Source organism: Pyrococcus sp. ST04, assembly GCF_000263735.1.
GTDB lineage: Archaea > Methanobacteriota_B > Thermococci > Thermococcales > Thermococcaceae > Pyrococcus.
Genome location: NC_017946.1, coordinates 1358965 through 1379596, shown reverse-complemented (window position 1 = coordinate 1379596; position 20632 = coordinate 1358965). Strand labels below are relative to the sequence as shown.

At 41.5% G+C, this 20632-nt stretch carries 24 protein-coding genes, 4 tRNA genes and 1 other RNA gene; 17 read left to right on the top strand and 12 right to left on the bottom strand.

The features are described from left to right. Positions 1–26 precede the first annotated feature (26 nt). From PY04_RS07245 to PY04_RS07235, 3 genes are all read left to right on the top strand, one after another. Complete coding sequence (locus PY04_RS07245) at positions 27–242, top strand: 30S ribosomal protein S28e (RefSeq protein WP_010867791.1); 216 nt, start codon at positions 27–29, stop codon at positions 240–242. Positions 243–248: 6 nt separating this feature from the next. Then, positions 249–452 carry a 50S ribosomal protein L24e gene (locus tag PY04_RS07240; RefSeq protein WP_014734479.1) on the top strand — a complete coding sequence of 68 codons (204 nt, stop codon included), beginning with the start codon at positions 249–251 and terminating at the stop codon, positions 450–452. 76 nt (positions 453–528) lie between these two features. Beyond that, positions 529–1374: a DMT family transporter gene (locus PY04_RS07235; protein WP_014734478.1), complete on the top strand. Its 846-nt coding sequence runs from the start codon at positions 529–531 to the stop codon at positions 1372–1374. A gap of 19 nt (positions 1375–1393) precedes the next feature. Here PY04_RS07235 and PY04_RS07230 read toward each other — a convergent pair. After that, positions 1394–1471, bottom strand: a tRNA-Ile gene (locus tag PY04_RS07230). 9 nt (positions 1472–1480) lie between these two features. Next, positions 1481–1556, bottom strand: a tRNA-Asn gene (locus PY04_RS07225). 124 nt (positions 1557–1680) lie between these two features. Between PY04_RS07225 and PY04_RS07220 the strand changes: the two genes are divergently transcribed. The 3 genes from PY04_RS07220 to PY04_RS07215 all read left to right on the top strand — a co-directional run bounded on the left by PY04_RS07220 (position 1681) and on the right by PY04_RS07215 (position 3098). Next, positions 1681–1914: a hypothetical protein gene (locus tag PY04_RS07220; protein ID WP_014734477.1), complete on the top strand. Its 234-nt coding sequence runs from the start codon at positions 1681–1683 to the stop codon at positions 1912–1914. A 144-nt stretch (positions 1915–2058) separates the two neighbouring features. Beyond that, positions 2059–2114, top strand: an RNA gene (locus PY04_RS09525) — C/D box small nucleolar RNA. A gap of 114 nt (positions 2115–2228) precedes the next feature. Further along, positions 2229–3098: a cation diffusion facilitator family transporter gene (locus PY04_RS07215; RefSeq protein WP_014734476.1), complete on the top strand. Its 870-nt coding sequence runs from the start codon at positions 2229–2231 to the stop codon at positions 3096–3098. A gap of 383 nt (positions 3099–3481) precedes the next feature. Here PY04_RS07215 and PY04_RS07210 read toward each other — a convergent pair whose 3' ends face one another. Next, a complete protein-coding gene (locus tag PY04_RS07210; protein ID WP_048056088.1) occupies positions 3482–4231 on the bottom strand; it encodes a biotin/lipoate A/B protein ligase family protein in 750 nt (249 codons plus the stop codon). Positions 4232–4535: 304 nt separating this feature from the next. Between PY04_RS07210 and tuf the strand changes: the two genes are divergently transcribed. The 3 genes from tuf (at position 4536) to PY04_RS07195 (ending at position 6300) form a co-directional block, all read left to right on the top strand. Then, positions 4536–5822 carry a translation elongation factor EF-1 subunit alpha gene (tuf, locus tag PY04_RS07205; protein ID WP_014734474.1) on the top strand — a complete coding sequence of 429 codons (1287 nt, stop codon included), beginning with the start codon at positions 4536–4538 and terminating at the stop codon, positions 5820–5822. Between the two features lie 40 nt (positions 5823–5862). Then, positions 5863–6171: a 30S ribosomal protein S10 gene (gene rpsJ / locus PY04_RS07200; protein WP_014734473.1), complete on the top strand. Its 309-nt coding sequence runs from the start codon at positions 5863–5865 to the stop codon at positions 6169–6171. A 42-nt stretch (positions 6172–6213) separates the two neighbouring features. Continuing rightward, positions 6214–6300: transfer RNA gene (locus PY04_RS07195), tRNA-Ser, on the top strand. 53 nt (positions 6301–6353) lie between these two features. On the opposite strand, the gene PY04_RS07190 is transcribed toward PY04_RS07195, so the two are convergent. Beyond that, on the bottom strand, positions 6354–7256 hold the full coding sequence (locus tag PY04_RS07190) for a transcription initiation factor IIB (protein ID WP_048056087.1): 903 nt from the start codon (positions 7254–7256) through the stop codon (positions 6354–6356). Positions 7257–7396: 140 nt separating this feature from the next. Here PY04_RS07190 and PY04_RS07185 point away from each other — a divergent pair, with 140 nt between their 5' ends. Genes PY04_RS07185 through PY04_RS07175 form a run of 3 tightly spaced genes read left to right on the top strand, consistent with a single transcriptional unit; the run spans position 7397 to position 10741 of the window. Continuing rightward, positions 7397–7759 carry a ribonuclease P protein component 2 gene (locus PY04_RS07185; RefSeq protein ID WP_014734471.1) on the top strand — a complete coding sequence of 121 codons (363 nt, stop codon included), beginning with the start codon at positions 7397–7399 and terminating at the stop codon, positions 7757–7759. 11 nt (positions 7760–7770) lie between these two features. Then, complete coding sequence (locus PY04_RS07180) at positions 7771–8841, top strand: mRNA surveillance protein pelota (protein WP_014734470.1); 1071 nt, start codon at positions 7771–7773, stop codon at positions 8839–8841. A 10-nt stretch (positions 8842–8851) separates the two neighbouring features. Continuing rightward, complete coding sequence (locus tag PY04_RS07175; RefSeq protein ID WP_014734469.1) at positions 8852–10741, top strand: arginine--tRNA ligase; 1890 nt, start codon at positions 8852–8854, stop codon at positions 10739–10741. A 50-nt stretch (positions 10742–10791) separates the two neighbouring features. Here PY04_RS07175 and PY04_RS07170 read toward each other — a convergent pair whose 3' ends face one another. From PY04_RS07170 to PY04_RS07160, 3 genes are all read right to left on the bottom strand, one after another. Then, positions 10792–11232 carry a UPF0179 family protein gene (locus PY04_RS07170; protein ID WP_014734468.1) on the bottom strand — a complete coding sequence of 147 codons (441 nt, stop codon included), beginning with the start codon at positions 11230–11232 and terminating at the stop codon, positions 10792–10794. Positions 11233–11245: 13 nt separating this feature from the next. After that, positions 11246–12286 (bottom strand): NAD(P)-dependent glycerol-1-phosphate dehydrogenase, encoded by a 1041-nt coding sequence (locus PY04_RS07165; protein ID WP_014734467.1) that lies wholly within the window; start codon positions 12284–12286, stop codon positions 11246–11248. Between the two features lie 59 nt (positions 12287–12345). Then, positions 12346–12456, bottom strand: a tRNA-Met gene (locus PY04_RS07160). A gap of 74 nt (positions 12457–12530) precedes the next feature. On the opposite strand from PY04_RS07160, the gene PY04_RS07155 reads away from it, so the two are divergent. Genes PY04_RS07155 through PY04_RS07140 form a run of 4 tightly spaced genes read left to right on the top strand, consistent with a single transcriptional unit; the run spans position 12531 to position 15066 of the window. Then, positions 12531–13337: a sugar phosphate isomerase/epimerase gene (locus PY04_RS07155; RefSeq protein WP_014734466.1), complete on the top strand. Its 807-nt coding sequence runs from the start codon at positions 12531–12533 to the stop codon at positions 13335–13337. 4 nt (positions 13338–13341) lie between these two features. Continuing rightward, a complete protein-coding gene (locus tag PY04_RS07150; protein ID WP_048056086.1) occupies positions 13342–13701 on the top strand; it encodes a hypothetical protein in 360 nt (119 codons plus the stop codon). Positions 13702–13728: 27 nt separating this feature from the next. Beyond that, positions 13729–14301 (top strand): type-4 uracil-DNA glycosylase, encoded by a 573-nt coding sequence (gene udg / locus PY04_RS07145; protein ID WP_014734464.1) that lies wholly within the window; start codon positions 13729–13731, stop codon positions 14299–14301. Positions 14302–14346: 45 nt separating this feature from the next. Further along, entirely contained in the window at positions 14347–15066 is a 720-nt protein-coding gene (locus PY04_RS07140) for a helix-turn-helix domain-containing protein (RefSeq protein WP_048056085.1), read from the top strand. Between the two features lie 2 nt (positions 15067–15068). Here PY04_RS07140 and PY04_RS07135 read toward each other — a convergent pair whose 3' ends face one another. After that, a complete protein-coding gene (locus PY04_RS07135) occupies positions 15069–15851 on the bottom strand; it encodes a 4-phosphopantoate--beta-alanine ligase (RefSeq protein WP_014734462.1) in 783 nt (260 codons plus the stop codon). Between the two features lie 171 nt (positions 15852–16022). Continuing rightward, positions 16023–16433 carry an OsmC family protein gene (locus PY04_RS07130; protein ID WP_014734461.1) on the bottom strand — a complete coding sequence of 137 codons (411 nt, stop codon included), beginning with the start codon at positions 16431–16433 and terminating at the stop codon, positions 16023–16025. Between the two features lie 63 nt (positions 16434–16496). Between PY04_RS07130 and PY04_RS07125 the strand changes: the two genes are divergently transcribed. Then, a complete protein-coding gene (locus tag PY04_RS07125; RefSeq protein WP_048056084.1) occupies positions 16497–17330 on the top strand; it encodes a radical SAM protein in 834 nt (277 codons plus the stop codon). Here the strand turns inward: PY04_RS07125 and PY04_RS07120 are convergent. From PY04_RS07120 to rqcH, 3 genes are all read right to left on the bottom strand, one after another. Next, complete coding sequence (locus PY04_RS07120; RefSeq protein WP_148266024.1) at positions 17299–18072, bottom strand: hypothetical protein; 774 nt, start codon at positions 18070–18072, stop codon at positions 17299–17301. The two genes, PY04_RS07125 and PY04_RS07120, sit on opposite strands and share 32 nt — an antisense overlap. A gap of 139 nt (positions 18073–18211) precedes the next feature. Then, positions 18212–18655: a hypothetical protein gene (locus PY04_RS07115; protein WP_014734458.1), complete on the bottom strand. Its 444-nt coding sequence runs from the start codon at positions 18653–18655 to the stop codon at positions 18212–18214. Continuing rightward, entirely contained in the window at positions 18652–20592 is a 1941-nt protein-coding gene (gene rqcH, locus PY04_RS07110; protein ID WP_048056083.1) for a ribosome rescue protein RqcH, read from the bottom strand. Before rqcH ends, PY04_RS07115 begins: the two co-directional genes overlap by 4 nt. Positions 20593–20632: the final 40 nt, after the last annotated feature.

Here is a 20632-nt window from a genome sequence, read left to right as displayed (position 1 = left end):
TCATGCTCATAAGTGGGGTGTGAGGCATGGCGGAGGATGAAGGATACCCAGCTGAAGTTATTGAGATCATAGGAAGAACTGGAACAACGGGAGATGTTACGCAGGTTAAGGTTAGAATCCTTGAGGGTAGGGACAAGGGCAGGGTAATTAGAAGAAACGTCAGAGGTCCAGTTAGGGTTGGGGACATTTTGATACTCAGAGAAACCGAAAGAGAAGCCAGGGAGATTAAGAGCAGGAGGTGAAATTAGATGGCAAGGTGGAACATCTGCTCATACTGTGGCAAGCCCTTTGAACCCGGGACTGGCAAGATGTTCGTTAGGAATGATGGTAGAGTGTTCTTTTTCTGCTCTAGGAAATGTGAAAGATATTTCTTTATGGGTAGAAATCCTAGAAAGCTTAAGTGGACTAAAGCTTATCAAGAAGCCAAGATTCAGAGAGGAAAGAGAAGGTAGCATTTTTCTTGATTGTCCTTTTAATTCATTTTCATCATCCGAACTCCTTATAAGGGAGTTAGCATGAGCATACATCATGAACAAGTATGGAATACTAGCCGTTTTACTCTGGTCTACTGTAGCTACAGCCTTTAAGTTGACTCTGTCTCGAATAGATCCTGTTTCAATGTTGTTCTATGCCTCCCTGACATCACTTTTAGTATTCTTTTTTGGAATTCTAAGGAGTAAGAGTAGAGATGTATTCGACTTTAAGGTAAATCTGAGTTCTGCAGTTTTAGGATTTTTAAACCCCTTCCTTTATTATCTAGTTCTTTTTACAGCATATGATCTTCTCCCAGCCCAAGAGGCTCAGGCTCTTAACTATACTTGGCCAATCTTCTTAACAATATTTGCAACAATATTTCTTGGTCAGTCTTTAACCTATCATTCCCTCCTTGGTATTCTTGTGAGCTTTACTGGAGCTCTAGTTGTTGGGACAAGAGGGAATTTATCCTCTCTAAAGTTTGTAAATCCAGTTGGGGATGGTCTCGCTCTTGCTAGTGCATTAATTTGGGCCACCTACTGGATTCTCAACTTGAGAGATAAGAGGGACAGCATTGTTAAGATGTTCTGGAATTTCTTTTTTGGAGTGATTTACATAGGAGCTTTCGTCGTTCTTCGGGGCATTAAGATTGACATTCTTGGAATTGTTGGGTCAATATATATCGGATTGTTTGAAATGGGGGTTACTTTCTTTGTATGGCTTAAAGCTCTTGAAAGTGAGGAAGCTAAAAAAGTATCTTCTTTGATATACTTAACTCCTGCGTTGTCTCTTTGTATCATCTCAATAGTCTTGGGGGAGAAGATACTAATATCAACAATTGTCGGCCTTTCTCTAATAATATTAGGGATCTCAATAGTTCAAGGAGAATCGAGAATTTAAGAATAGTTTTGAATAGTTTTGGTGGGCCCGCGGGGATTTGAACCCCGGACCACGCGGTTATGAGCCGCGCGCTCTGACCAGGCTGAGCTACGGGCCCTTTTCCTTTTGGCGCCGCCGCCCGGATTCGAACCGGGGACCGCCGGATTAACAGTCCGGCGCTCCACCAGCTAAGCTACGGCGGCGCGTCCAAGAAATAACCATCCTAATGACTTTATAAATATTACGGTTCTATTCAAGATTCTCCGAAACCCTTATAATTTTCCATTTCGTAACTAAAAGTTGAGAAAAAAGTGGAGGTGATGAAGAATGACAGAAATTAGATACTACAAGATAGGGGAGGATAGATTTAAGATCAGCGAGGATGAGGTAGCGAGGAGAGAGCTCAGAGTTGCAAAGGTTGCAGATGATGTTATCCAGATCCAAGAAGAAGTTCATGGGATAATAGCGCTTGTTGGGGCAACGAGCAGCGTGAATATCAAAAAAGAGGAATTTAAAGAATTGGTGAAACTTGTAAGGGAAGAGTTCGGGTGGGATGTCTGAAGTTTTGCCCGTTTTCTTGCTTCCTGCCCAAACCTTATTAACCTCTTACTGACTTCTCTTTTTGGCAATGATGAGTGATGGGCGAACTGAGTTGTGATGATGGTAGGTGATCTCTGAGCTCTAGACCCTCAAGGAATACGAGTGCGGGATGAGGAGTTCAGCCTAGGCTGAGAAGTGATGAGGGAGTGACGGACTGACCGCTGTTCTCTAAATTTTTTAGATTAGGCTAACAAAATTGGAAAATCTAATAAATGTTCTCCGGAAAACTGAATTTGGGGCCTTATAAAATTTTGTGCATATGCTAAGGTGATAATATGGAGGAAGAATACAAGCCGATAATAGTGAGCATAGTGGGAAATCTGTTCTTGGCTTTCCTTAAAATTATAGTGGGAATAATCTATTCAAGTATAGCTTTGATATCAGACGGTGTTCACTCTTTTAGTGATACACTAACAAGTATAATCGGCCTAATAGGGATAAAAATTTCAAAGAAGCCTCCAGACAGTTCGCATCCTTTTGGCCACTCTAGATTTGAACCCCTCTTTGCATTCTTTATGGGTCAGTTATTAATTCTAGTCGCTTATGAAATCGGGAGAGATTCAATTGAGAGAATTCTTCATGGAGTTAGAATTGATGTTAACCCTCTTATGATAAGCGTTGCAGTAGTCTCGATTATAATTAAGGAAGGAATGACTAGGTACACGTTGCGCATTGGAAAGAAAGTTGATAATAAGATTCTAATAGCAGATGCATACCACCATAGAAGCGATGTTCTCAGCACTGTGGCTGTTTTGTTTGGATTCTTCCTTGAGAAAATTGGATTTTGGTTTGGTGATGCACTGGCTGGGATAATTGTTTCTCTTTTTATTGGAAAGGTTGCTGCTGAGATAATCTTGGAGAACCTGAACTATCTAACGGGTAGGGCTCCTCCATATGAGGTGTGTAAGAAGATTGAGGATGCTGCTCTTAGCGTTCCTGGAGTTTTAGGAGTTCATGATTTAAGAGCTCACTACGTGGGAAGTAAGTTACATGTCGAGTTGCACATAGAGGTTTCTCCTACCATTACTCTCCTGGAGGCACATAACATAAGTGAAGAAGTCAAGAAGAAAATTGAGGAGTTGCCAGAGGTTGAAGTTGCATTTGTTCACGTGGATATAAAGGGTCTGACCTCCTCTTCGCCCTGAAGGGTGAGGGTTCCTCTTGGGCGTCATAACCCCAACCCTTTAGGGGACTCATCGGTTCGCGGGCCCATCACCTACTCCCGTCGCCGGTTTCAGCTCAGCCCGCAGGCCCGGTCTCAGGCCCGTTACCCCTACCCGCCCAAGCGGGTTCGGGGTTATCGTCCAAAGGCCACCCCAACGAGGACGCCTTATGGCGTCATCCCCCTATCGGGAGGGACACGTTAAACCCCTTTGAGAGGGGTTGTTTTTTAGGTGGTCGCTTCGGGGGCCAAATTACGTTGCAAGATTCTAAAAAGGTTTCGATTTTCCGAGACACATTGAACGTTTATTCGTCCCCACCCCAAAGGGCGAGGCTTGAAAAAAGAAAAAATAACGTAACGACATAATTACTTCATTTCATTCCAGTTGGGATTTCCATATTTCTCTTCGATCAACTTTTCTGCCAGCTCTAGTTCATATTTCGTTAGCTCTCCTTCCTCTAGTGGAAATGCCCTAAAGAATGATGCTCTAAGTAGTTCATAGGCTTCGTTCATGCTCAGCTTTATCCCTTCTTTTTCCAAAGTAGTTACCCTTTCGTAAATGCTTTTTACTCCTTTATCCTTGAGTTTTTCCTTGGAAACTTTCAAAACCGATGCCAAGATTTCCAGCCTCGTTGAGTACATAAAAGTTCCGTGTTGGAGTATAACCCCTTTCCTTCTAGTTTGAGCAGATCCGCTTATCTTTTTACCATTGACAACAATGTCATTAAGTCCAGAAAACTCTGCATTCAGGTTGAGATCTCTAAGGGCATCCACTAGAGGGCCAGCTAAAAATCTATAGCTTTCCTGGATATTTTTAAGTGCGGGATGATAGTCTTCCCCTATAACAACTGAGTACGTTATCTCCCCAAACTCATCATGGAAGACACTTCCTCCTCCTGTAATTCTCCTAACTACTGGAATTCCAAGCTCTTTTGCTTTATTCAAGTCTACATCGTGTCTAACACTCTGAAATCTACCGATTGTTACTGAACTTGGCTTAAACACATAAAGCCTTACTGTATCTGGAACTTTCCCCTCGATCCTCGCTATCATTATGGCTTCGTCTATAGCCATCTGAACTTCCGGTCTTGCGACTATAAGGGGTATGAATCTCATGGCCTGTAGTTTGTATAACAGTTTAAATACATATTTGCGAGTGAATTGAAGGGGCGATGAAGAAATCGGTCTTGTCTGAGTGATGATGATAGTGGTCACCGCTGAGCCTCTTCCTAGGTAGTCAGTTTACGACTTTCTGTTTAAATCTGTGAGTTAAGTTTTTAAGCCCCATTTTTTACTTCAATCCGAGCCCATGAAGCTCCCTCCCAAGTGGCGGGTTTCCCGCCGGAGGGGGCTGATGTGCGAAAATTTTAAAAAGCCAGCTCAAAAGTAGGGTTAGGCAAAAGTTTGGAGGTGGTTAAAGATGCCAAAGGACAAGCCCCACGTTAACATCGTGTTTATCGGGCACGTAGACCACGGAAAGAGCACAACCATTGGAAGGCTCCTCTACGACACAGGTAACATCCCAGAGACAATCATCAAGAAGTTCGAGGAGATGGGTGAAAAGGGTAAGTCCTTCAAGTTCGCTTGGGTCATGGACAGGCTTAAGGAAGAGAGAGAAAGAGGTATTACCATTGACGTTGCTCACACCAAGTTCGAGACCCCACACAGGTACATTACAATTATTGACGCTCCTGGTCACAGGGACTTCGTTAAGAACATGATTACTGGTGCCTCACAGGCTGACGCAGCAGTTCTTGTCGTTGCAGTTACCGATGGTGTCATGCCACAGACCAAGGAGCACGCATTCCTTGCAAAGACTCTCGGTATCAAGCACATCATCGTTGCTATAAACAAGATGGACATGGTTAACTACGACCAGAAGGCTTTCGAGAAGGTCAAGGCCCAGGTTGAGAAGCTCCTCAAGATCCTTGGTTACAAGGAGTTCCCAATAATCCCAATTAGCGCTTGGGAAGGCGACAACGTTGTTAAGAAGAGTGACAAGATGCCATGGTACAACGGTCCAACACTCGTTGAGGCACTTGACCAGATACCAGAGCCAGAGAAGCCTGTTGACAAGCCACTCAGAATACCCATCCAAGATGTCTACTCAATTAAGGGTGTCGGTACTGTTCCAGTTGGTAGAGTAGAGACTGGTAAGCTTAAGGTCGGTGATGTCGTAATCTTTGAGCCAGCATCAACGATCTTCCACAAGCCCATACAGGGTGAAGTCAAGTCCATCGAGATGCACCACGAGCCACTCCAAGAGGCTCTTCCAGGTGACAACATCGGATTCAACGTCAGAGGTGTTAGCAAGAACGATATTAAGAGAGGTGACGTTGCTGGACACACCGACAAGCCACCAACAGTCGTCAGGACAAAGGACACCTTCAAGGCACAGATTTATGTCCTCAACCACCCAACAGCAATTACCGTTGGTTACAGCCCAGTCCTTCACGCTCACACTGCTCAGGTTCCAGTTAGGTTTGAGCAGCTCCTAGCAAAGCTTGATCCAAAGACAGGTAACATTGTTGAAGAGAACCCACAGTTCATCAAGACTGGTGACCCAGCAATCGTTATCCTTAGGCCAATGAAGCCAGTAGTCCTTGAGCCCTTCAAGGAGATCCCACAGCTCGGTAGATTCGCTATCAGAGACATGGGTATGACAATCGCCGCAGGTATGGTAATCTCAATCCAGAAGGGTGAGTGATTTCTTCTCCCTTCTTTATTAATTCTCTGGGGTGATTTTTATGCAGAAAGCAAGGATTAAGCTTGCAAGTACAAATGTCCGCTCTCTTGATGAGGTTGCAAATCAGATAAAGCAAATAGCTGAGAGAACTGGAGTGAGAATGAGCGGGCCAATACCTCTTCCCACCAAAAGGATAAGGATAGTTACAAGGAAGAGCCCCGACGGAGAGGGTTCAGCTACCTTCGACAGATGGGAGCTTAGAATTCATAAGAGGCTCATTGATATTGAAGCTGATGAGAGAGCTATGAGGCAAATCATGAGAATCCGCGTTCCTGAAGACGTTACAATTGAAATTGAACTCATCTCATGAAAAGTTTATAATCCCTCTAATTCTATTTACTGTTGGGAGTGTGCCGGGGTAGCCTAGCCAGGGAAGGCGCGGGCCTGGAGAGCCCGTGGGCGTTTGCCCACCGGGGTTCAAATCCCCGCCCCGGCGCCAATAAAAGTCTTTCCCTTTACAAATTTTAGAGAAAAGAGGAATAGTAAAGAAATTCATGTCATGGGGACTTTGATTCCAAGTTTTTCTACGAGCTCTTTGTATCTGTTTCTTACGGTTACCTCAGTGACTCTTGCAACTTCTGCAACCTCTCTTTGCGTTCTCTTTTCACCTTCTAGAAGAGATGCTATATATAAAGCTGCAGCAACAAGCCCAGCAGGACTCTTTCCACTAGTAAGTCCCCTTCTGTATGCCTCCTCAAGAATTTCTATAGCCCTCCTTCTAACTTTCTCACTAAGGCCCAGTTCATCTGCAAACTTGTTAACATAGTCAGTTGGTTTCACGAATAACTTTTTGGGAGTGAGATTTAAGTTTCTGGCAATAAAACGGTAGCTCCTTCCGATTTCCTTCTTTTCTACTCTTGCTATATCAGATATTTCATCTAATGTCCTGGGTACTTTGAGGAGCCTACAAGCAGCATATACACAGGCTGCAATAACACTTTCGATTGACCTTCCTCTAATAAGCCCTTTTCTCACGGCTTCTCTATAAAGCCTTGCCGCTTCTTCTTCAACGTGTTTTGGAAGCTTAAGTTGGCTTGTTATTCTATCGAGCTCACTTAGGGCAAATGCAAGATTTCTCTCGGCAGCATCGCTTACTCTGAGTCTAGACTGCCATTTTCTTAGCCTGTACATCTTTTCTCTCATTAATCCTGTTAGTGACCTGTCAATTCCTATGTCGGTTGAGAGTCCTTTGTCATGAAGAAGTATGCTCTCTGGAGCTCCAGTTCTTGACCTTCTTTCACGCTGAGAAGCGTCAAATGCACGCCATTCTGGACCCATGTCAATTATGTTCTCCTCAATTACATATCCACACCGTGCGCAGACGATTTCACCCCTTTCGGGGTCGTAGATAAACTCAGTTGACCCACAAACAGGACAAACTCTTTGCTTACTCACCACAACACCCCCGCCGGCGGTTCGAGAACCCCCTTCAATATAACTACGAATACCGAAAGGTATATAAACCTTTTGTGCTACGAAATGCAGTAGTAAAATTCAGAGGAAGTATTTTAATTGAACTGTCCTAAACTCAAACCATGAACGATAAGCCAAAGACGCTTCCTCCTACAATGAGAGATAAGCATAGGTATATAGCGTTTCAGATAATCGCTGAAGATACTCTAACGAAAGATGATATAAAGGAACTTATCTGGAATGCAGTCCTTAGAACTTTGGGGGAGCTTGGAACTGCAAAAGCAAAGCCATGGTTAGTAAAATTTGACGAGAAGAGCCAGACTGGAATTCTTAGGTGTGATAGGAATTACGTAGAGGAGATAAGATTTTCACTTACCCTTGTTTCTTCTTGGCGAGAGAAGAGAGTAATGATAAGAACACTTGGGGTGTCTGGAACTATAAAAAGGCTTAAAAGGAAATTCTTATCGGAATTTGGCTGGAAATGAGGTGATTTGTCATGGAAATTCTAGAAGAAAAGCCTAAAGAAGGAAAGGTTAAAATAAAAGTCGAGACGCTTGATGACTTATGGCACCTTTATCACGTTATTAATGAGGGGGATATAGTTTACGCGAAAACCCTTAGAAAACAATCCCAGCGTGGAGATTCATTGAGGCCTGAAAAAGTTGAAGTTATTCCCGTGTTTCTGGGAGTAAGGGTTGAGAAAGTTAACCTTCATAGATTTGCAAATCAGTTAAGAGTTACTGGACCAATAGTCTATGCTAGCAGAGAGGACGTCCCGCTTGGGAAATACCACACGATAGCTATTGAACCTGGAACTGTAGTGACAATCCAGAAAGAGAAATGGAGAAGCCATCATATAGAGAGAATAAAAGAGGCCGTTGAGGCGTCTAAAAGGGCTAAGGTAATGATAGTTGTAATTGAGGATGGAGAAGCGGAGATTGCTATAGTTAGGGAGTATGGCCTAGATTTCATAGCTTCAATAAGGTATAACATTGGAGGAAAAAGATACAACGTTAAAAGGGAAGAAGAAGAGGCAAGGTTTTTCCATGATATTGCAAAAACAATGTTAGAACTTTTTGAAAGAGAAAACATAGAAAAGGCAATAGTAGCTGGTCCAGGATTTTACAAGGAGGATTTTGTAAAATTTCTGAAAGAGAACTACCCAGAGCTTGCAAAAAGAGTTGTTACAGATGACACTAGTATGGGAGGACGAACGGGCATTTACGAAGTCATAAAGAGGGGAACCGTTGACAAAGTTTACGCGGAGAGCAGGGTATCTAAGGAAATACATTTTGTGGAAAAAGTCATTGAAGAGATAGCAAAGAACGGCCCCGTTGCATATGGCCTTAGGGAAGTTGAAGAAGCGATCAACTATGGGGCCGTTGATGTTCTTTTAGTTCTTGACGAATTATTAAAAGGCGAAGCTAGGGAAAAGATAGAAGAGCTCATGGAGCTTGCTAGGAATCTTAGGGCAAAGGTTTTAGTTGTCAGTTCAGAGCATGAAGGAGGCGATAAACTTAAGGCCCTTGGAGGAATAGCTGCACTTCTGAGGTTTAAAATAAAGTGAGGTGTCTGGGATGCTCGATAAGATTAAGATTGAGGCAGAAAAGTCATTGGAGGAAGTTATTAAGAAATTAGCTCCAGAATGGGAAGGGAAAATTGAATTTGCTGACACTCCTAATCCCGAAATGGGTGATTTTGGTACAGCGGTTGCATTTCAGTTGGCGAGGATTTTAAGAAGATCTCCAATGGAAATAGCTGAAGAAATAGCAAGAGAGTTGAAATCTCAGCTCCCTAGAGGGATAAAGGACGTAAAGGCTGTGAACGGGTATGTAAACTTTTTCCTAGACTATGCTGAATTTGCAAGACTATTAATCAGCGAGATTCTAGGGAAAGAAACCGATTATGGGAGAAGTGATATTGGTAAGGGAAAGAAGGTTATAGTAGAGCACACCTCCGTTAATCCTACAAAGCCTCTTCATATGGGCCATGCAAGAAACGCCATTTTGGGAGACACGATGGCAAGGATATTGAAGTTTCTGGGATATACCGTTGAAGTTCAGAACTATATTGATGATCTCGGCGTTCAGTTTGCCCAAGTTTACTGGGGCTACCTCAATATGAGGGAAAAATTTGAGGAGTTAATGAACACACTTAGGGAAAGGAAGCTCAAGGATAATCCAATCGATCATGCTTTAGGACTCTTATATGTCGAAGTTAACAAGCTAATTGAAGAGAACCCTAAAATTGAGGAAGAAATACGAGAGCTAATGAGAAAACTAGAGGAGGGAGATTTCGAAGGAAGAAAACTCGCGGAGGAAGTAGTTAGGGCTCAGATGGATACAACCTATAGGCTCGGCATAACGTATGATCTTCTAGTTTGGGAAAGTGATATAGTCTCAAGAAGGCTATTTGAGATTGCAATCGAACTGCTGGAGAAAAATGAGAACTTTTATGTCCCAAAAGACGGAAAGTACAAGGGAGCATTTGTAATGGATTTATCGAAGCTGTTCCCAGACATGAAGAATCCCTACATGGTGTTAAGGAGAAGCGATGGAACGGCGACATATACTGGAAAGGATATAGCTTACCATCTCTGGAAGTTTGGGAAAGTTGAAGTTGACCTTCTTTACAAGAAGTGGGACTTCCACACTTGGACAACTGCCCCGGATGGAGAGTCAATGCCTGGAAGGTTTGGTGGGGCAGATGTTGTTATAAATGTCATTGGGGCTGAGCAAAGGCATCCTCAGCTGGCTGTGAAATATGCTTTAGAATTGCTTGGGTATAAGGATGCCGCTGAGAACTTCCATCATCTAGCCTATGAGCATGTTGAGAGGCCAGAAGGGAAGTTCTCTGGAAGAAAAGGTACTTGGGTAGGATTTACAGTTGATGAAGTTCTGGAGGAGGCTATCAAGAGGGCAAGAGAGCTTGTTGAAGAGAAGAATCCGAACCTGACCGAGGATGAAAAAGAGGAGATAGCCCAGAAGGTCGGTATAGGGGCTGTCAGGTATAACATGATAAAATATAGCCCAGATAAAAAGATAGTCTTCAGATGGGAGGATGTACTTAACTTTGAAGGAGAAAGCGCTCCTTATATCCAGTATGCTCATGCTAGGTGTTCATCAATCCTCAGAAAGGCAGAAGAGAGCGGCATATCGACAAATTGGAAAGTTTTACTTGAGCTTGCGAACTTTGGGAAGCTAACTGAAAAAGAAAGAGAGCTCCTGATCCTATTAGCGAAATTCCCAGAAGTTGTGAGGCAGGCTGGAGAGGATGTAAAGCCTCACTTAATTGCATGGTATGCTAATGAATTAGCTTCACTCTTCAACAAATTCTACATGGATCATCCCGTGATAAAGGCAGAAAGAGGTATCAGAGAAGCGAGATTACTATTGGTTATGGCTGTTAGACAGGTCTTGAGAAATGCATTGTGGCTTATGGGGATAGAGGCTCCTGACAAAATGTGATTTCCCTCAATTTTTCTACAAAATTTTTAATAAAAATTAAAGACGTTAAATCATTCAGTATCCCTAACTACCCTAACAAGTTTGTACTTCTTCCCATTGCACTCAACATCGCTAACTATTTCAAGTATCTTTACCATATCTCCCTCAAATAGGCCCTCTGGTCTTATTATTTCGAGTTTTTCTGGATCATCGCATTCAACGAACTTCAATTTTATTTTGCTTCCTGCAATTGCATATCTCGGGTCTATGAGGACTTCTATTGCTGGCTCTACTACTCTTACAGTTCTAACTTTCCCTTCATGGAGGGGGCAGGGATGTTCTATGTTGCGGACACTTACTATTTTGTACCTTCTTCCAACCTCTAGATTTCCTATACAAACTCTAGCAAGTTTGCACGTTTTACATGGTTCTGCGGGTCCATAATATATGAATTCTAGCCCGGGTTTAGCCAGTTTTTCCCCAACTAGCGTAATTATCGTCTTCGTAACCATCTCAAAACACCTCCTAAATTACACCTGTTATTTTAGCTGCTCTTTCAGCAGCTTCTCTCGTTAGGCCATCTCTACCTAAAATTGTGTACCTTTCTGGCCTTATCGTATGAGCTATCGTTAGAGCCTCTATTATTATCTCTGGGTCAATTCCCAGCTCATATGCTGTTGTTGGAGCGCCTACAGTCTTTAAAGTCTCTTTGATCTTTTTCCAGTTGATTCCGTGGAGATATGCCATTATTATTGTTCCAATTCCTGTTTGTTCTCCATGAAGAGCGGGCTTTTCGAGAAGCATGTCAAGGGCATGGCTGAACAAATGCTCAGCACCACTTGCAGGTCTTGAAGAGCCAGCGATGCTCATTGCGACTCCACTAGATATCAGAGCTTTAACGACCTTTCTAATTCCTTCATCTTCGCCAAGCCTTATTATTTCCGCATCTCTCATGACCATCTTTGCACTCATTAGACTTAATGCAGCTGCATATTCGCTAAAGTATTCCCCTCTAATTTTATGTGCCAATTTCCAATCCCTAACTGCTGTTATGTTGCTTATCACGTCTCCAACTCCTGCTGCTAGATATCTCTTGGGGGCTGTTTTTATTATCCCTATATCCGCTATGACCGCTATAGGTGGCCTTGCCTTTATCGATGTTTTTGCTCCTAGCCCTTTTATCGAGGCATTTGCACTTGCAATGCCATCATGGGAAGCTGTAGTTGGAAAGCTTATGAAGGGTATTCCTGCTCTATAGCTTGCCAGCTTTGTTACATCAATTATGCTTCCACCGCCAACAGCAATTGCCCATTTTATCCCCTCATCTCTTATTTTATCCTCGACAATTTCAACTTCCTTTATGTGGGCTTCCTTAACGGTTATGGAATGAACGTCAAAATCTGAGTTCAATGCCTTCTCCACATCTTTTCCTGCTATTTCCCTTGTTTTTGGTCCATATACTACGAGAACAGGTGAACTTAATTTCAACCTTTTAGCTACATTATTTACCTCCCTAATTAAATCTTTACCAAGAATAACTTCTCTTGGGAATTCCATTAGGTGCATTTGGTCTCCCCTCTTATCTATGTTTAACTCCTTAAAAATACCTACGTTCAGAAAAGCTTTGGTGCCGGGGCGGGGCTTCGAACCCCGGATCTCCCGGTTTCTCAGGCTCCCCCTCTACGGGGGAGTAGCCCTATGAGCCGGGCGCTTTGACCAGGCTAAGCTACCCCGGCATTGCCCGGAAGTACCTCATTCACGGAAGACTTTTAAGTCTTTCGCTTGAGGGTTTTTCAAGGGGGTTAGGATTATGAAGGTTGGAGTAAGTATATATCCCCACTTTATTAAAGAGGGAAAGACTCTACCTTCGATTTTGGCGGAGGTCAAGATAAAGAACTATGATTTTGTTCAAATTTTTCCACATGCCTTGGGGCTGATAAAGAATGGAATTGTGATCGAAGACCACTTGCAACAAGTTGAGGCTGCTCTGAGGGGAGTTGGAATTGAGTATATAATTAGAATGCCTGTCTCTCTTAATTTGAGAGACAGCGTCTACTATACCAGACACTTTAAAGTAGCAAAGGCTGCTCTTGATGTTGCCATAAAACTTGGAGCAAAGATTATTGTAATGCAAAGCGGGAAAACAGGAAGGCTTGACTTGGAAATTGATGCTATAAGAAGTCTAGCCGATACAGCATCTAAATTTGGAATAAAGATAGCCCTTGAAAATACTTTCAGTGTCAAGGACACCCTATATGTCATAGACAACGTTGATAGAGACAACGTAGGATTTGCATTGGACGTTGCACATGCATTCTTGAGTGCCCAGGGAAATGAAAATAAGCTTTTGGAGGATGTAAAACTTGGCGTAGACAAAACGATACTTCTACTAGTACATGATAATTTCGGGAAGATGTTCCCCCAGGTTGAGCCTGAAGATGCTTTGGCTTATGGAGTTGGTGATTTACATCTCCTTCCTGGCGAAGGTAAGATACCATTTGGTAAAATACTCAAAATGTTCGACGATACTATCCCGATTCTAGTGAAGGTAAAAGATCCAAAAGTGTTCAATAATCTACCAACAAAAGAGGATCTCCTACAGAGGCTAAGGAGGTGAGAAATTGCCAGCAAGAGAAATGAGAATGGAAATGTTTCTAAGGGCTCTACTTAGGAGGGATTTTGATAAAGCAAAATCTCACCTTGATAAGCTCTCAAAGCTTGTTAAAGATGACGAGTGGGGGAGAGGATATCTAAAAGCAATAAACGGGTTTATGAGTGCAATAAAAGACAACGACTCTGATTCACTTATTGTAAGACTACTTAACAACCCCGATCCAGATGAGATCAAAGAATTGCTCAAAAGATTTGAAGAAATAAAAAACCAAGAGTTTAGGGATGATTACGAAAGAGGATATTACACGGCTTGGGTAGAATTACTTCAAGCTTATCTTTCCCAAGCAAGACTCCCTGTAAAAAGGTGATCCTCTGTGGTTTCTAAAGAAGAGCGGATGAAAAAGCTTGAAGAGAAAATAAAATCTTGTAGAAAATGTCCCCTATGGCGCTTGAGAACAAATCCTGTTCCAGGCTATGGAAATTATGATGCAAAGATAATGTTCATTGGAGAAGCTCCAGGATATTGGGAGGATCAACAAGGACTTCCCTTTGTTGGAAAAGCTGGAAAAGTACTAGATGAGCTCCTGAAAGGTATAGGTTTGAGAAGGGAAGAAGTCTACATAACAAATATAGTTAAATGTAGACCACCAAATAACAGAGATCCAACAGAGGATGAAATCAAAGCATGTGCTCCGTATCTTGATATGCAAATCGATATAATAAGACCAAAGATCATAGTGACCCTTGGCCGTTTCTCAACATCTTACATTTTGAGAAAGTTTGGTTTTGAAGTTGAGAATATCAGTAAAATCCATGGTAAGATTTTCGAGGCTGGAACACTCTTCGGAAAAATCTATATCATTCCTATGTACCATCCCGCCGTGGCCTTATACAGACCCCAACTTCGGAAGGAACTTGAAGAAGACTTCAGAAAGTTGAAAAATCTTTTAACTTCACTCAATGTTTAGGCAATTGCCGAAATATTTATATTATCCCTTTGTTAAAATATCATCATGTTCGAAAAGGAAAAGGAAGCCCTAGCTAGAAGGATCGCAGGTGAGATAGTTCTCTCTCCAGATCCAGGCAAAACCATGAGAAAATGGAGGGAGATATTTGGAATAAGTCAAACCGAACTTGCTGAGTATCTTGGGGTCTCCTCTTCTGTTATTAGTGATTATGAAGGGGGAAGAAGAAAAAGTCCTGGAGCATCTACCATAAGGAAGTTCGTTGAAGCATTAATAGAAATAGACGAAAAGAGAGGGGGAAATGTGATAAAGGCGTTTAGCAGGACACTAAGTGGCGAAATTCCAACTAGTGCAATTCTTGATATTAGGGAATTCAACATCCCTGTAACAGTTAAGGACATAGTTAATGCCGTTAAGGGCGAGATAGTTGCAAATCCTGATCTCATGGATAGGAGAATCTATGGGTATACAGTAGTGGATAGTATCCAAGCAATACTTGAAATGTCTGCTGAAGAATTTCTAAAACTCTATGGCTGGACAACAGAAAGAGCTCTGATCTTTACTAAGGTGACTACTGGAAGAAGTCCAATGATCGCAGTTAGGGTTCAAGGGCTAAAACCAGCAATGGTTGTATTGCATGGCGTTAAGAGGTTGGATGAGCTAGCTGTAAAAATAGCAGAAAAGGAGAGAGTTCCTCTAGTCGTTTCCCATGCAGAAAATGAAACAGAACTAATAGCAGGGCTGAGGAAACTTGTTGAAAGTTTATAGTATTAGTCCAATTTTTTCCTTCTCCAAATCCCCTCCTCTGCCAACTTTGTCAGTCTGTCTCTTATATGAAGTAGAACATCGCTGAGAGTCTTTGAGTTGTCATATTCGGAAACTATCTCTTCAAGCTCACTTCTTCCTAGGGTCTTAAACTCTTTTGCAATTTCAATCATCCTTGGGTATGCTCTGATTATGTTGTCTACTATCGTTATGTCTGCCATCCTTGCGGATCTGGAGAGGGGATTCAGATCAACCGTTATCACGAACTTTCCCATCCTAACAAGCGCCTCTGTTCTGTCCCCATCTTCTAGGGGAACCAACACTACATCAGCCTTCCATATACCATTTTCGTCCACTTTTGCTCTCTCGCTTTCTAGTCCAGGAATTAATTTTGTCGGGTTTATTCCTAAAACTTCCCTAGCCCCGTTTTCGTACAAGACTTCTGCTATTCTCTTTACCCTCTCTTCGGTTCTGTAGAATAAGTTGATCTCCAGTTTTGCATTAAGAACTTTTGCCAATTCTACAGTTTCTTTTGGGACTAAAGCTGCTACATTCCCATTTACAGAAATTACTGGGTGCTTAGCAAGTAATATCTTTGCAACTGCCGCTTTCATAGCTCTCTCCGCTGGGGGTATTGTTTTCTCTCCTATGAGGTAATCAAAAGCTTCTCCTCTTCCATGTGCTATCAGACCAGCTTTCGCAGTTATTCCTCTCTCCATCCCTTCTATAATTCTCTCCCTATAAAGAAGGCTCCAGTATCTTGGATGACTTTTGGGAATCTTTACCATATAAACCACCTTGAGGACATTCTTTCAATATTGTTGAGTGTTCAGCCTGATGTGCATTCATCACAACTCAGCTTGGATGGAGGCTCATCATCTGAGTTAGTTATCTCATTAGGATTTTTAAGAATTTAGAAAAAAAGAGATAGAAGAGTGCTGAAGACGGGAAACTCTTGATTAATTATCTCTGATTATTTCAAGGGTATAGTTTACCTTTGCCCCGCTCAGCTTGATGTGCGCTGATGCTGAACAGTATTTTTCCTGACTTAGCTCTATACCCCTTCTCGCCTTCTTCTCGTCTACATTTCCATATATTCTATAGTGTATCGTAACTTCTGTGTATATCCTTGGATATTCGTCCCTTCTAACACCTTCTATTTCAATCTCCAGGCCCTTAATTGGCTCTCTCATCTTCTTTAGAATCATAACTACATCAAATGCTGTACATCCTGCAACGCTGAGAAGGAGGAGCTTCATTGGACTTATTCCACCCTCACCTAGGATTACTGAACACTGATCTCCCTCTATTCTTCCTATGAACTGTTCACCCTCAACCCACTTGACAGTCCCTCTAACTTTATCTGACATAATTTTCACCCTTCCCAGTTTTAGCTTAAAACTTTATATTGCTTCTCATTTCAGCAACATGCGATGTATATAAGACCGTTTGACCCCTGGAAATCTAAGCTCTGCACATGTCCATTTAAGTACACACTCAATCCCTATACCGGTTGTGACCATGCGTGCGTATACTGTTATATAACCGGTTATATACCTAGGGCGTTTAAGGTTAGAACTAAAGACAATCTTCTCCCTTCTCTTGAAAAAGAATTGAGGAAATTCGACAAGAGGTACATAATTGCAATGTCATATTCTTCGGATCCCTATCCGACTATAGAAAGGCAGTTAGGAATAACCAGGAGAGTTCTAGAGCTGTTTAAGAGGTATGGGGTTAGATGTCTCTTGCTAACAAAATCGGATATTTTTGAAAGAGACATTGACATTCTTCAAGAGCTTAGATGTGCCGTGGGGATTACAGTAACGACAATGGATGAGGAAAAAGCAAAGATGCTTGAGCCAAATGCCCCGCCACCTAAGGCGAGAATAAGAGCGCTAAAAAAGGCTAAAAAGGCTGGAATCCCAGTGTATGCCAGAATAGATCCCATAATACCCTACTATACTTGGGAGGATTTCGAAAAGACTCTTAATGAGCTTGATTTTGTCAGTCACATAACAGTGTCAACACTAAAGCTTAGGCCAGATATTAGGGCCAGAATGAGGGCAAAATTCCCACACCTTATGAGAAAGCTTGAACCCTTATACACAGAGAAATACGAGGGATATCTTTATCTTAGAAGGGATGTCAGGTTTAAAATCCTTCAGAGGGCTAGAGAGCTTATAGAAAAGAAAGGCATCACATTTGGTTCGTGCAGAGAAGGTTATTACTCTTACCCTACGTGCGATGGTTCTCATTTAGTCCCCTGATTTTAGCTAGAACTGATTTGATCTCCTCGCTTGAAGCTATTTTACTGGCTTCTCTATCTATTGAGCTCTTTCTTTTGAGAATAATTCCAAATATTGGCTTTATCTTTGTGTCAATAACTTCAATTGCCTCTATTTTTGGAATATGTGTCTTAATGGATCTTGCCAAGAAACTAGAGTATTTCTCGATGGCATTTCTAATGTATTTCTCTACAACTTCTTTTTTTCCGTGAGGAACAACGAGTATCCTAAACTTCACTACCTTGCCTACAGTATATCCTGAAATTACAAGGGTTTCTACTTCGATACCCTTCTCCCTGAGATACAACAACAGTCCTTTTCCAAATCTTTTTGCTGCTTCTTCCGTATATTCCGGGACATCAACAACTAAATTTCCGAGTTCTTTCTTTTCTTCAATTACTGTTATCTTGAATTCCTCTGGGTTTAGGTATATAAATACCCCTAAGGGCTTTAGATCCTTTTGAATTCTATCTCTCATGTCCACCAATAGCTCACTTACAATGTTGGGGAGTGATTTTGACATATAGCCAACTTCTGAGATAATGAGCTCTCCCATAAGGTGGAGGACAAGATATCCATTTACCGTTACAATTCGTCCTTTAATTGAAAACTCCTCCACTCTCACCCCTAAAGTTTTGAGACCCTCTACAAGATCTTTTGCATGAGGTATTACAATGAACTCATAATCTTTTGGTCCGCTGTAAGTTATCATACTCCTCACCATTCTCGAAAATAATCTTGGAAAATATTTAAATTTTTTGTAAAAAATACAACAAATTATTGCAATGATTATTAGTAATTAGAAAATATACAACATAATTATTAAAATATTGGAAATTTTACAATGTATATTGGATAAAATACTAAGCCACTTCGAATTGTTCGTAGGGAGATTTGCCCTTTCTATGCTTTAGTAGTATCTCATACATAGCCTCTTTTAGGGTTGGGGACATATCATCATCAAGGAGTAAATCTGCTCCTCTATACCCTTCCCTTTTGGCTTCTTCTATAAGCAAGTTAACGTGGGGCATTAGTTCAGAAATTAAGATCTGGACTATTGAGGGGTATGCCTCTTCTTCCACCTCCTCATCACTTTCGAGGCCTAGATACACTACGTACCCTGAGGCCTGAAGTGCAAGTATAAACTCGTCCTCGCTTACCTCGAAGAACGAAAAGTTATAGTTTTTAGACGGAATTGAGGCTATAATAACTCCTTTTATCGAGATTGTTATCACTTGGCCATCCACATCAAACACTAAGTCTCTGGCAAGTTCCCTGGCTAATGAATAGAGTTTCATAATATTCATTCAACCACCTCCACAATATCTCCCTCTCCAGGAGGAAGAACAGCCATTATATCCTCTTCAGGTACCTTGTAACCCCATTTCTCAAGTATCCTCTTTATCTTTTTGACAAGTTCACTCTTCTTCGTATCTCCTGGCCTTATGACTATGTACCTCTTCGTATGGGCTTTTACGGCATCTACTGGACCACACATGACAAGCTCGTCACCTTCATAATTGATTATACCAACCGCTAACTTTAGTGGTATCCCATGGAGCCAGTTCCTCTTTCCATACACCATGAAAGCCCCTTTGGGAAGGTACTCTCCAGCGGGAGCTTGTTTACTTACTTGTTCTGGGTAAACCCAATAAGCATCTGCAGACGCTAAACCTTCGCTCCACGCCCTACTCATTGAAACGGCAAACTGACAGGCTTCAAAGATAGTTTTTTCAGAAGCTTTTCTTCCTTCCTTAATTACCACATGAGGGGCTCCCCATATATCTGCGTGACAGTAGAGATCATTTTCGCTCATGTGCCTTTTTACAACAATCTCATTAGTAGTTGCATCTTTACCTCCTATTACTAGGAACCCTTCGCTACTTATGAACCATCTGAATTTTTCAAACCACTTTTTCCTTCTTTTTTCGAGTTTTTTAACTGCTATTTTCTTCTCTTCTTCCATAATTTCCTGTTCTATGTTTTCAATCTTCTTTTTAGTCTCTTCATAGGCTTTTCTTGCACCTTCAAGTTTTTGTCGGGCCTTCTTTGCTTTTTCATAAAAAATCTCAGCATTCTCTTCGAGTGTTTTATTAATATCAAGCTTAATTTTCTTTCCCTCAAGTTCAATAACTAGAGAGTCTTTTGACACCTTGGAGATAATATTGGCCCAGGGATATCCTTTCTTTTTGGCCTCTTCGATTCGCTTGACTACTTCTTCAACTCCCAAAGTTTTTATGCCCCTTCTTATAGTTTCTAAGATCTCTTTGACCAAGGTATAATTGGCATATAGAAGGTCTCCTCTTTCCTGATTCTCTTGAGCCTCTTTTTCAAATCCTCTTATCTGTTCTTCAATTCTCTTGAGAGATATCTCCAAGGCTTTTCTTTTCTCTTCTAACGCCTTTGTCCTCTCTCTCTTTGCTTTTTCAATAGTTAACTTCCCAAAATACTCGTCAAGAGCTTTGCTGAACGAATCATAAAAGACCTTTTCATAGTTTGAATACCAAACTAGATCCACGGGGAGTACATCAACCATTGAGCCGTTTTTGTAAACTATGTTTGGATTTTTCTCAAGGTTAAGAACTTTTATCATTGTGTCATATATCTTCTTAAGCTCCTCCTCACTAAGATCTTTGACATTTCTAGTCTTTTCGATGTTTGCCCTAAGTAGTGTTTCTTCTGAGTATAACCCCCCAATGCTAAGTTTTCTTGCCAATGCTCTCACTATCTCAGTGTCTTCTTCTAGTATGAGCTCTTTGAATCTTTCAAATGATATCTTGAGTGGGTTTTCTTTGCTGGGCGGGAATTGATAATGTATTTTAGGTTTTATTGCTCTATCCCTAAACTCTTCATACCTTAAGGCCCCAATAATTTTCCAATCCTTATCCACTAGAATTATATTTCCTTTGCCAAACAGCTCGGCTATTAGTTTGTATTCTCCAAATTCTAAGATAACTATCCTGTCGAATTCTCTCTGTTCAATTTTTGTAAGAAATTTTCCTGACAAGTTCTTTCTAAGAAGCATTGCAAAAGCCGTTGGTTGCAAGTTCTCCTTTATGTAGCTGGTTACGTGAATTCTTTTGCCCGCCTCTATTAGGAGGTCCACTCTTCCCTCCCCGGCCTTGTGTAGCTTTATTCTAAGCTCATTATCTTGATGGTATACCTTATCAACTCTGCTTCCAATGATATTTTGAAGCTCCTCAACAACGTACTTTATGTCAACACTACTCATACTCTCCTTCAACTCCCTCTCCCCCCATTGGCTACGTGACGAATTTTTATAA

What these genes read in the sequence shown, in the direction of transcription:
- PY04_RS07125 (WP_048056084.1), top strand. Translation starts at nt 16,497, where the DNA reads ATGTATATAAGACCGTTTGACCCCTGGAAATCTAAGCTCTGCACATGT.
- PY04_RS07210 (WP_048056088.1), bottom strand. Translation starts at nt 4,231, where the DNA reads ATGAGATTCATACCCCTTATAGTCGCAAGACCGGAAGTTCAGATGGCT.
- PY04_RS07235 (WP_014734478.1), top strand. Translation starts at nt 529, where the DNA reads ATGAACAAGTATGGAATACTAGCCGTTTTACTCTGGTCTACTGTAGCT.
- PY04_RS07245 (WP_010867791.1), top strand. Translation starts at nt 27, where the DNA reads ATGGCGGAGGATGAAGGATACCCAGCTGAAGTTATTGAGATCATAGGA.
- PY04_RS07135 (WP_014734462.1), bottom strand. Translation starts at nt 15,851, where the DNA reads ATGGTAAAGATTCCCAAAAGTCATCCAAGATACTGGAGCCTTCTTTAT.
- tuf (WP_014734474.1), top strand. Translation starts at nt 4,536, where the DNA reads ATGCCAAAGGACAAGCCCCACGTTAACATCGTGTTTATCGGGCACGTA.
- PY04_RS07140 (WP_048056085.1), top strand. Translation starts at nt 14,347, where the DNA reads ATGTTCGAAAAGGAAAAGGAAGCCCTAGCTAGAAGGATCGCAGGTGAG.
- PY04_RS07180 (WP_014734470.1), top strand. Translation starts at nt 7,771, where the DNA reads ATGGAAATTCTAGAAGAAAAGCCTAAAGAAGGAAAGGTTAAAATAAAA.
- PY04_RS07115 (WP_014734458.1), bottom strand. Translation starts at nt 18,655, where the DNA reads ATGAATATTATGAAACTCTATTCATTAGCCAGGGAACTTGCCAGAGAC.
- PY04_RS07185 (WP_014734471.1), top strand. Translation starts at nt 7,397, where the DNA reads ATGAACGATAAGCCAAAGACGCTTCCTCCTACAATGAGAGATAAGCAT.
- PY04_RS07220 (WP_014734477.1), top strand. Translation starts at nt 1,681, where the DNA reads ATGACAGAAATTAGATACTACAAGATAGGGGAGGATAGATTTAAGATC.
- rpsJ (WP_014734473.1), top strand. Translation starts at nt 5,863, where the DNA reads ATGCAGAAAGCAAGGATTAAGCTTGCAAGTACAAATGTCCGCTCTCTT.
- PY04_RS07215 (WP_014734476.1), top strand. Translation starts at nt 2,229, where the DNA reads ATGGAGGAAGAATACAAGCCGATAATAGTGAGCATAGTGGGAAATCTG.
- PY04_RS07155 (WP_014734466.1), top strand. Translation starts at nt 12,531, where the DNA reads ATGAAGGTTGGAGTAAGTATATATCCCCACTTTATTAAAGAGGGAAAG.
- PY04_RS07165 (WP_014734467.1), bottom strand. Translation starts at nt 12,286, where the DNA reads ATGCACCTAATGGAATTCCCAAGAGAAGTTATTCTTGGTAAAGATTTA.
- PY04_RS07120 (WP_148266024.1), bottom strand. Translation starts at nt 18,072, where the DNA reads ATGGTGAGGAGTATGATAACTTACAGCGGACCAAAAGATTATGAGTTC.
- PY04_RS07175 (WP_014734469.1), top strand. Translation starts at nt 8,852, where the DNA reads ATGCTCGATAAGATTAAGATTGAGGCAGAAAAGTCATTGGAGGAAGTT.
- PY04_RS07130 (WP_014734461.1), bottom strand. Translation starts at nt 16,433, where the DNA reads ATGTCAGATAAAGTTAGAGGGACTGTCAAGTGGGTTGAGGGTGAACAG.
- PY04_RS07240 (WP_014734479.1), top strand. Translation starts at nt 249, where the DNA reads ATGGCAAGGTGGAACATCTGCTCATACTGTGGCAAGCCCTTTGAACCC.
- PY04_RS07170 (WP_014734468.1), bottom strand. Translation starts at nt 11,232, where the DNA reads ATGGTTACGAAGACGATAATTACGCTAGTTGGGGAAAAACTGGCTAAA.
- udg (WP_014734464.1), top strand. Translation starts at nt 13,729, where the DNA reads ATGAAAAAGCTTGAAGAGAAAATAAAATCTTGTAGAAAATGTCCCCTA.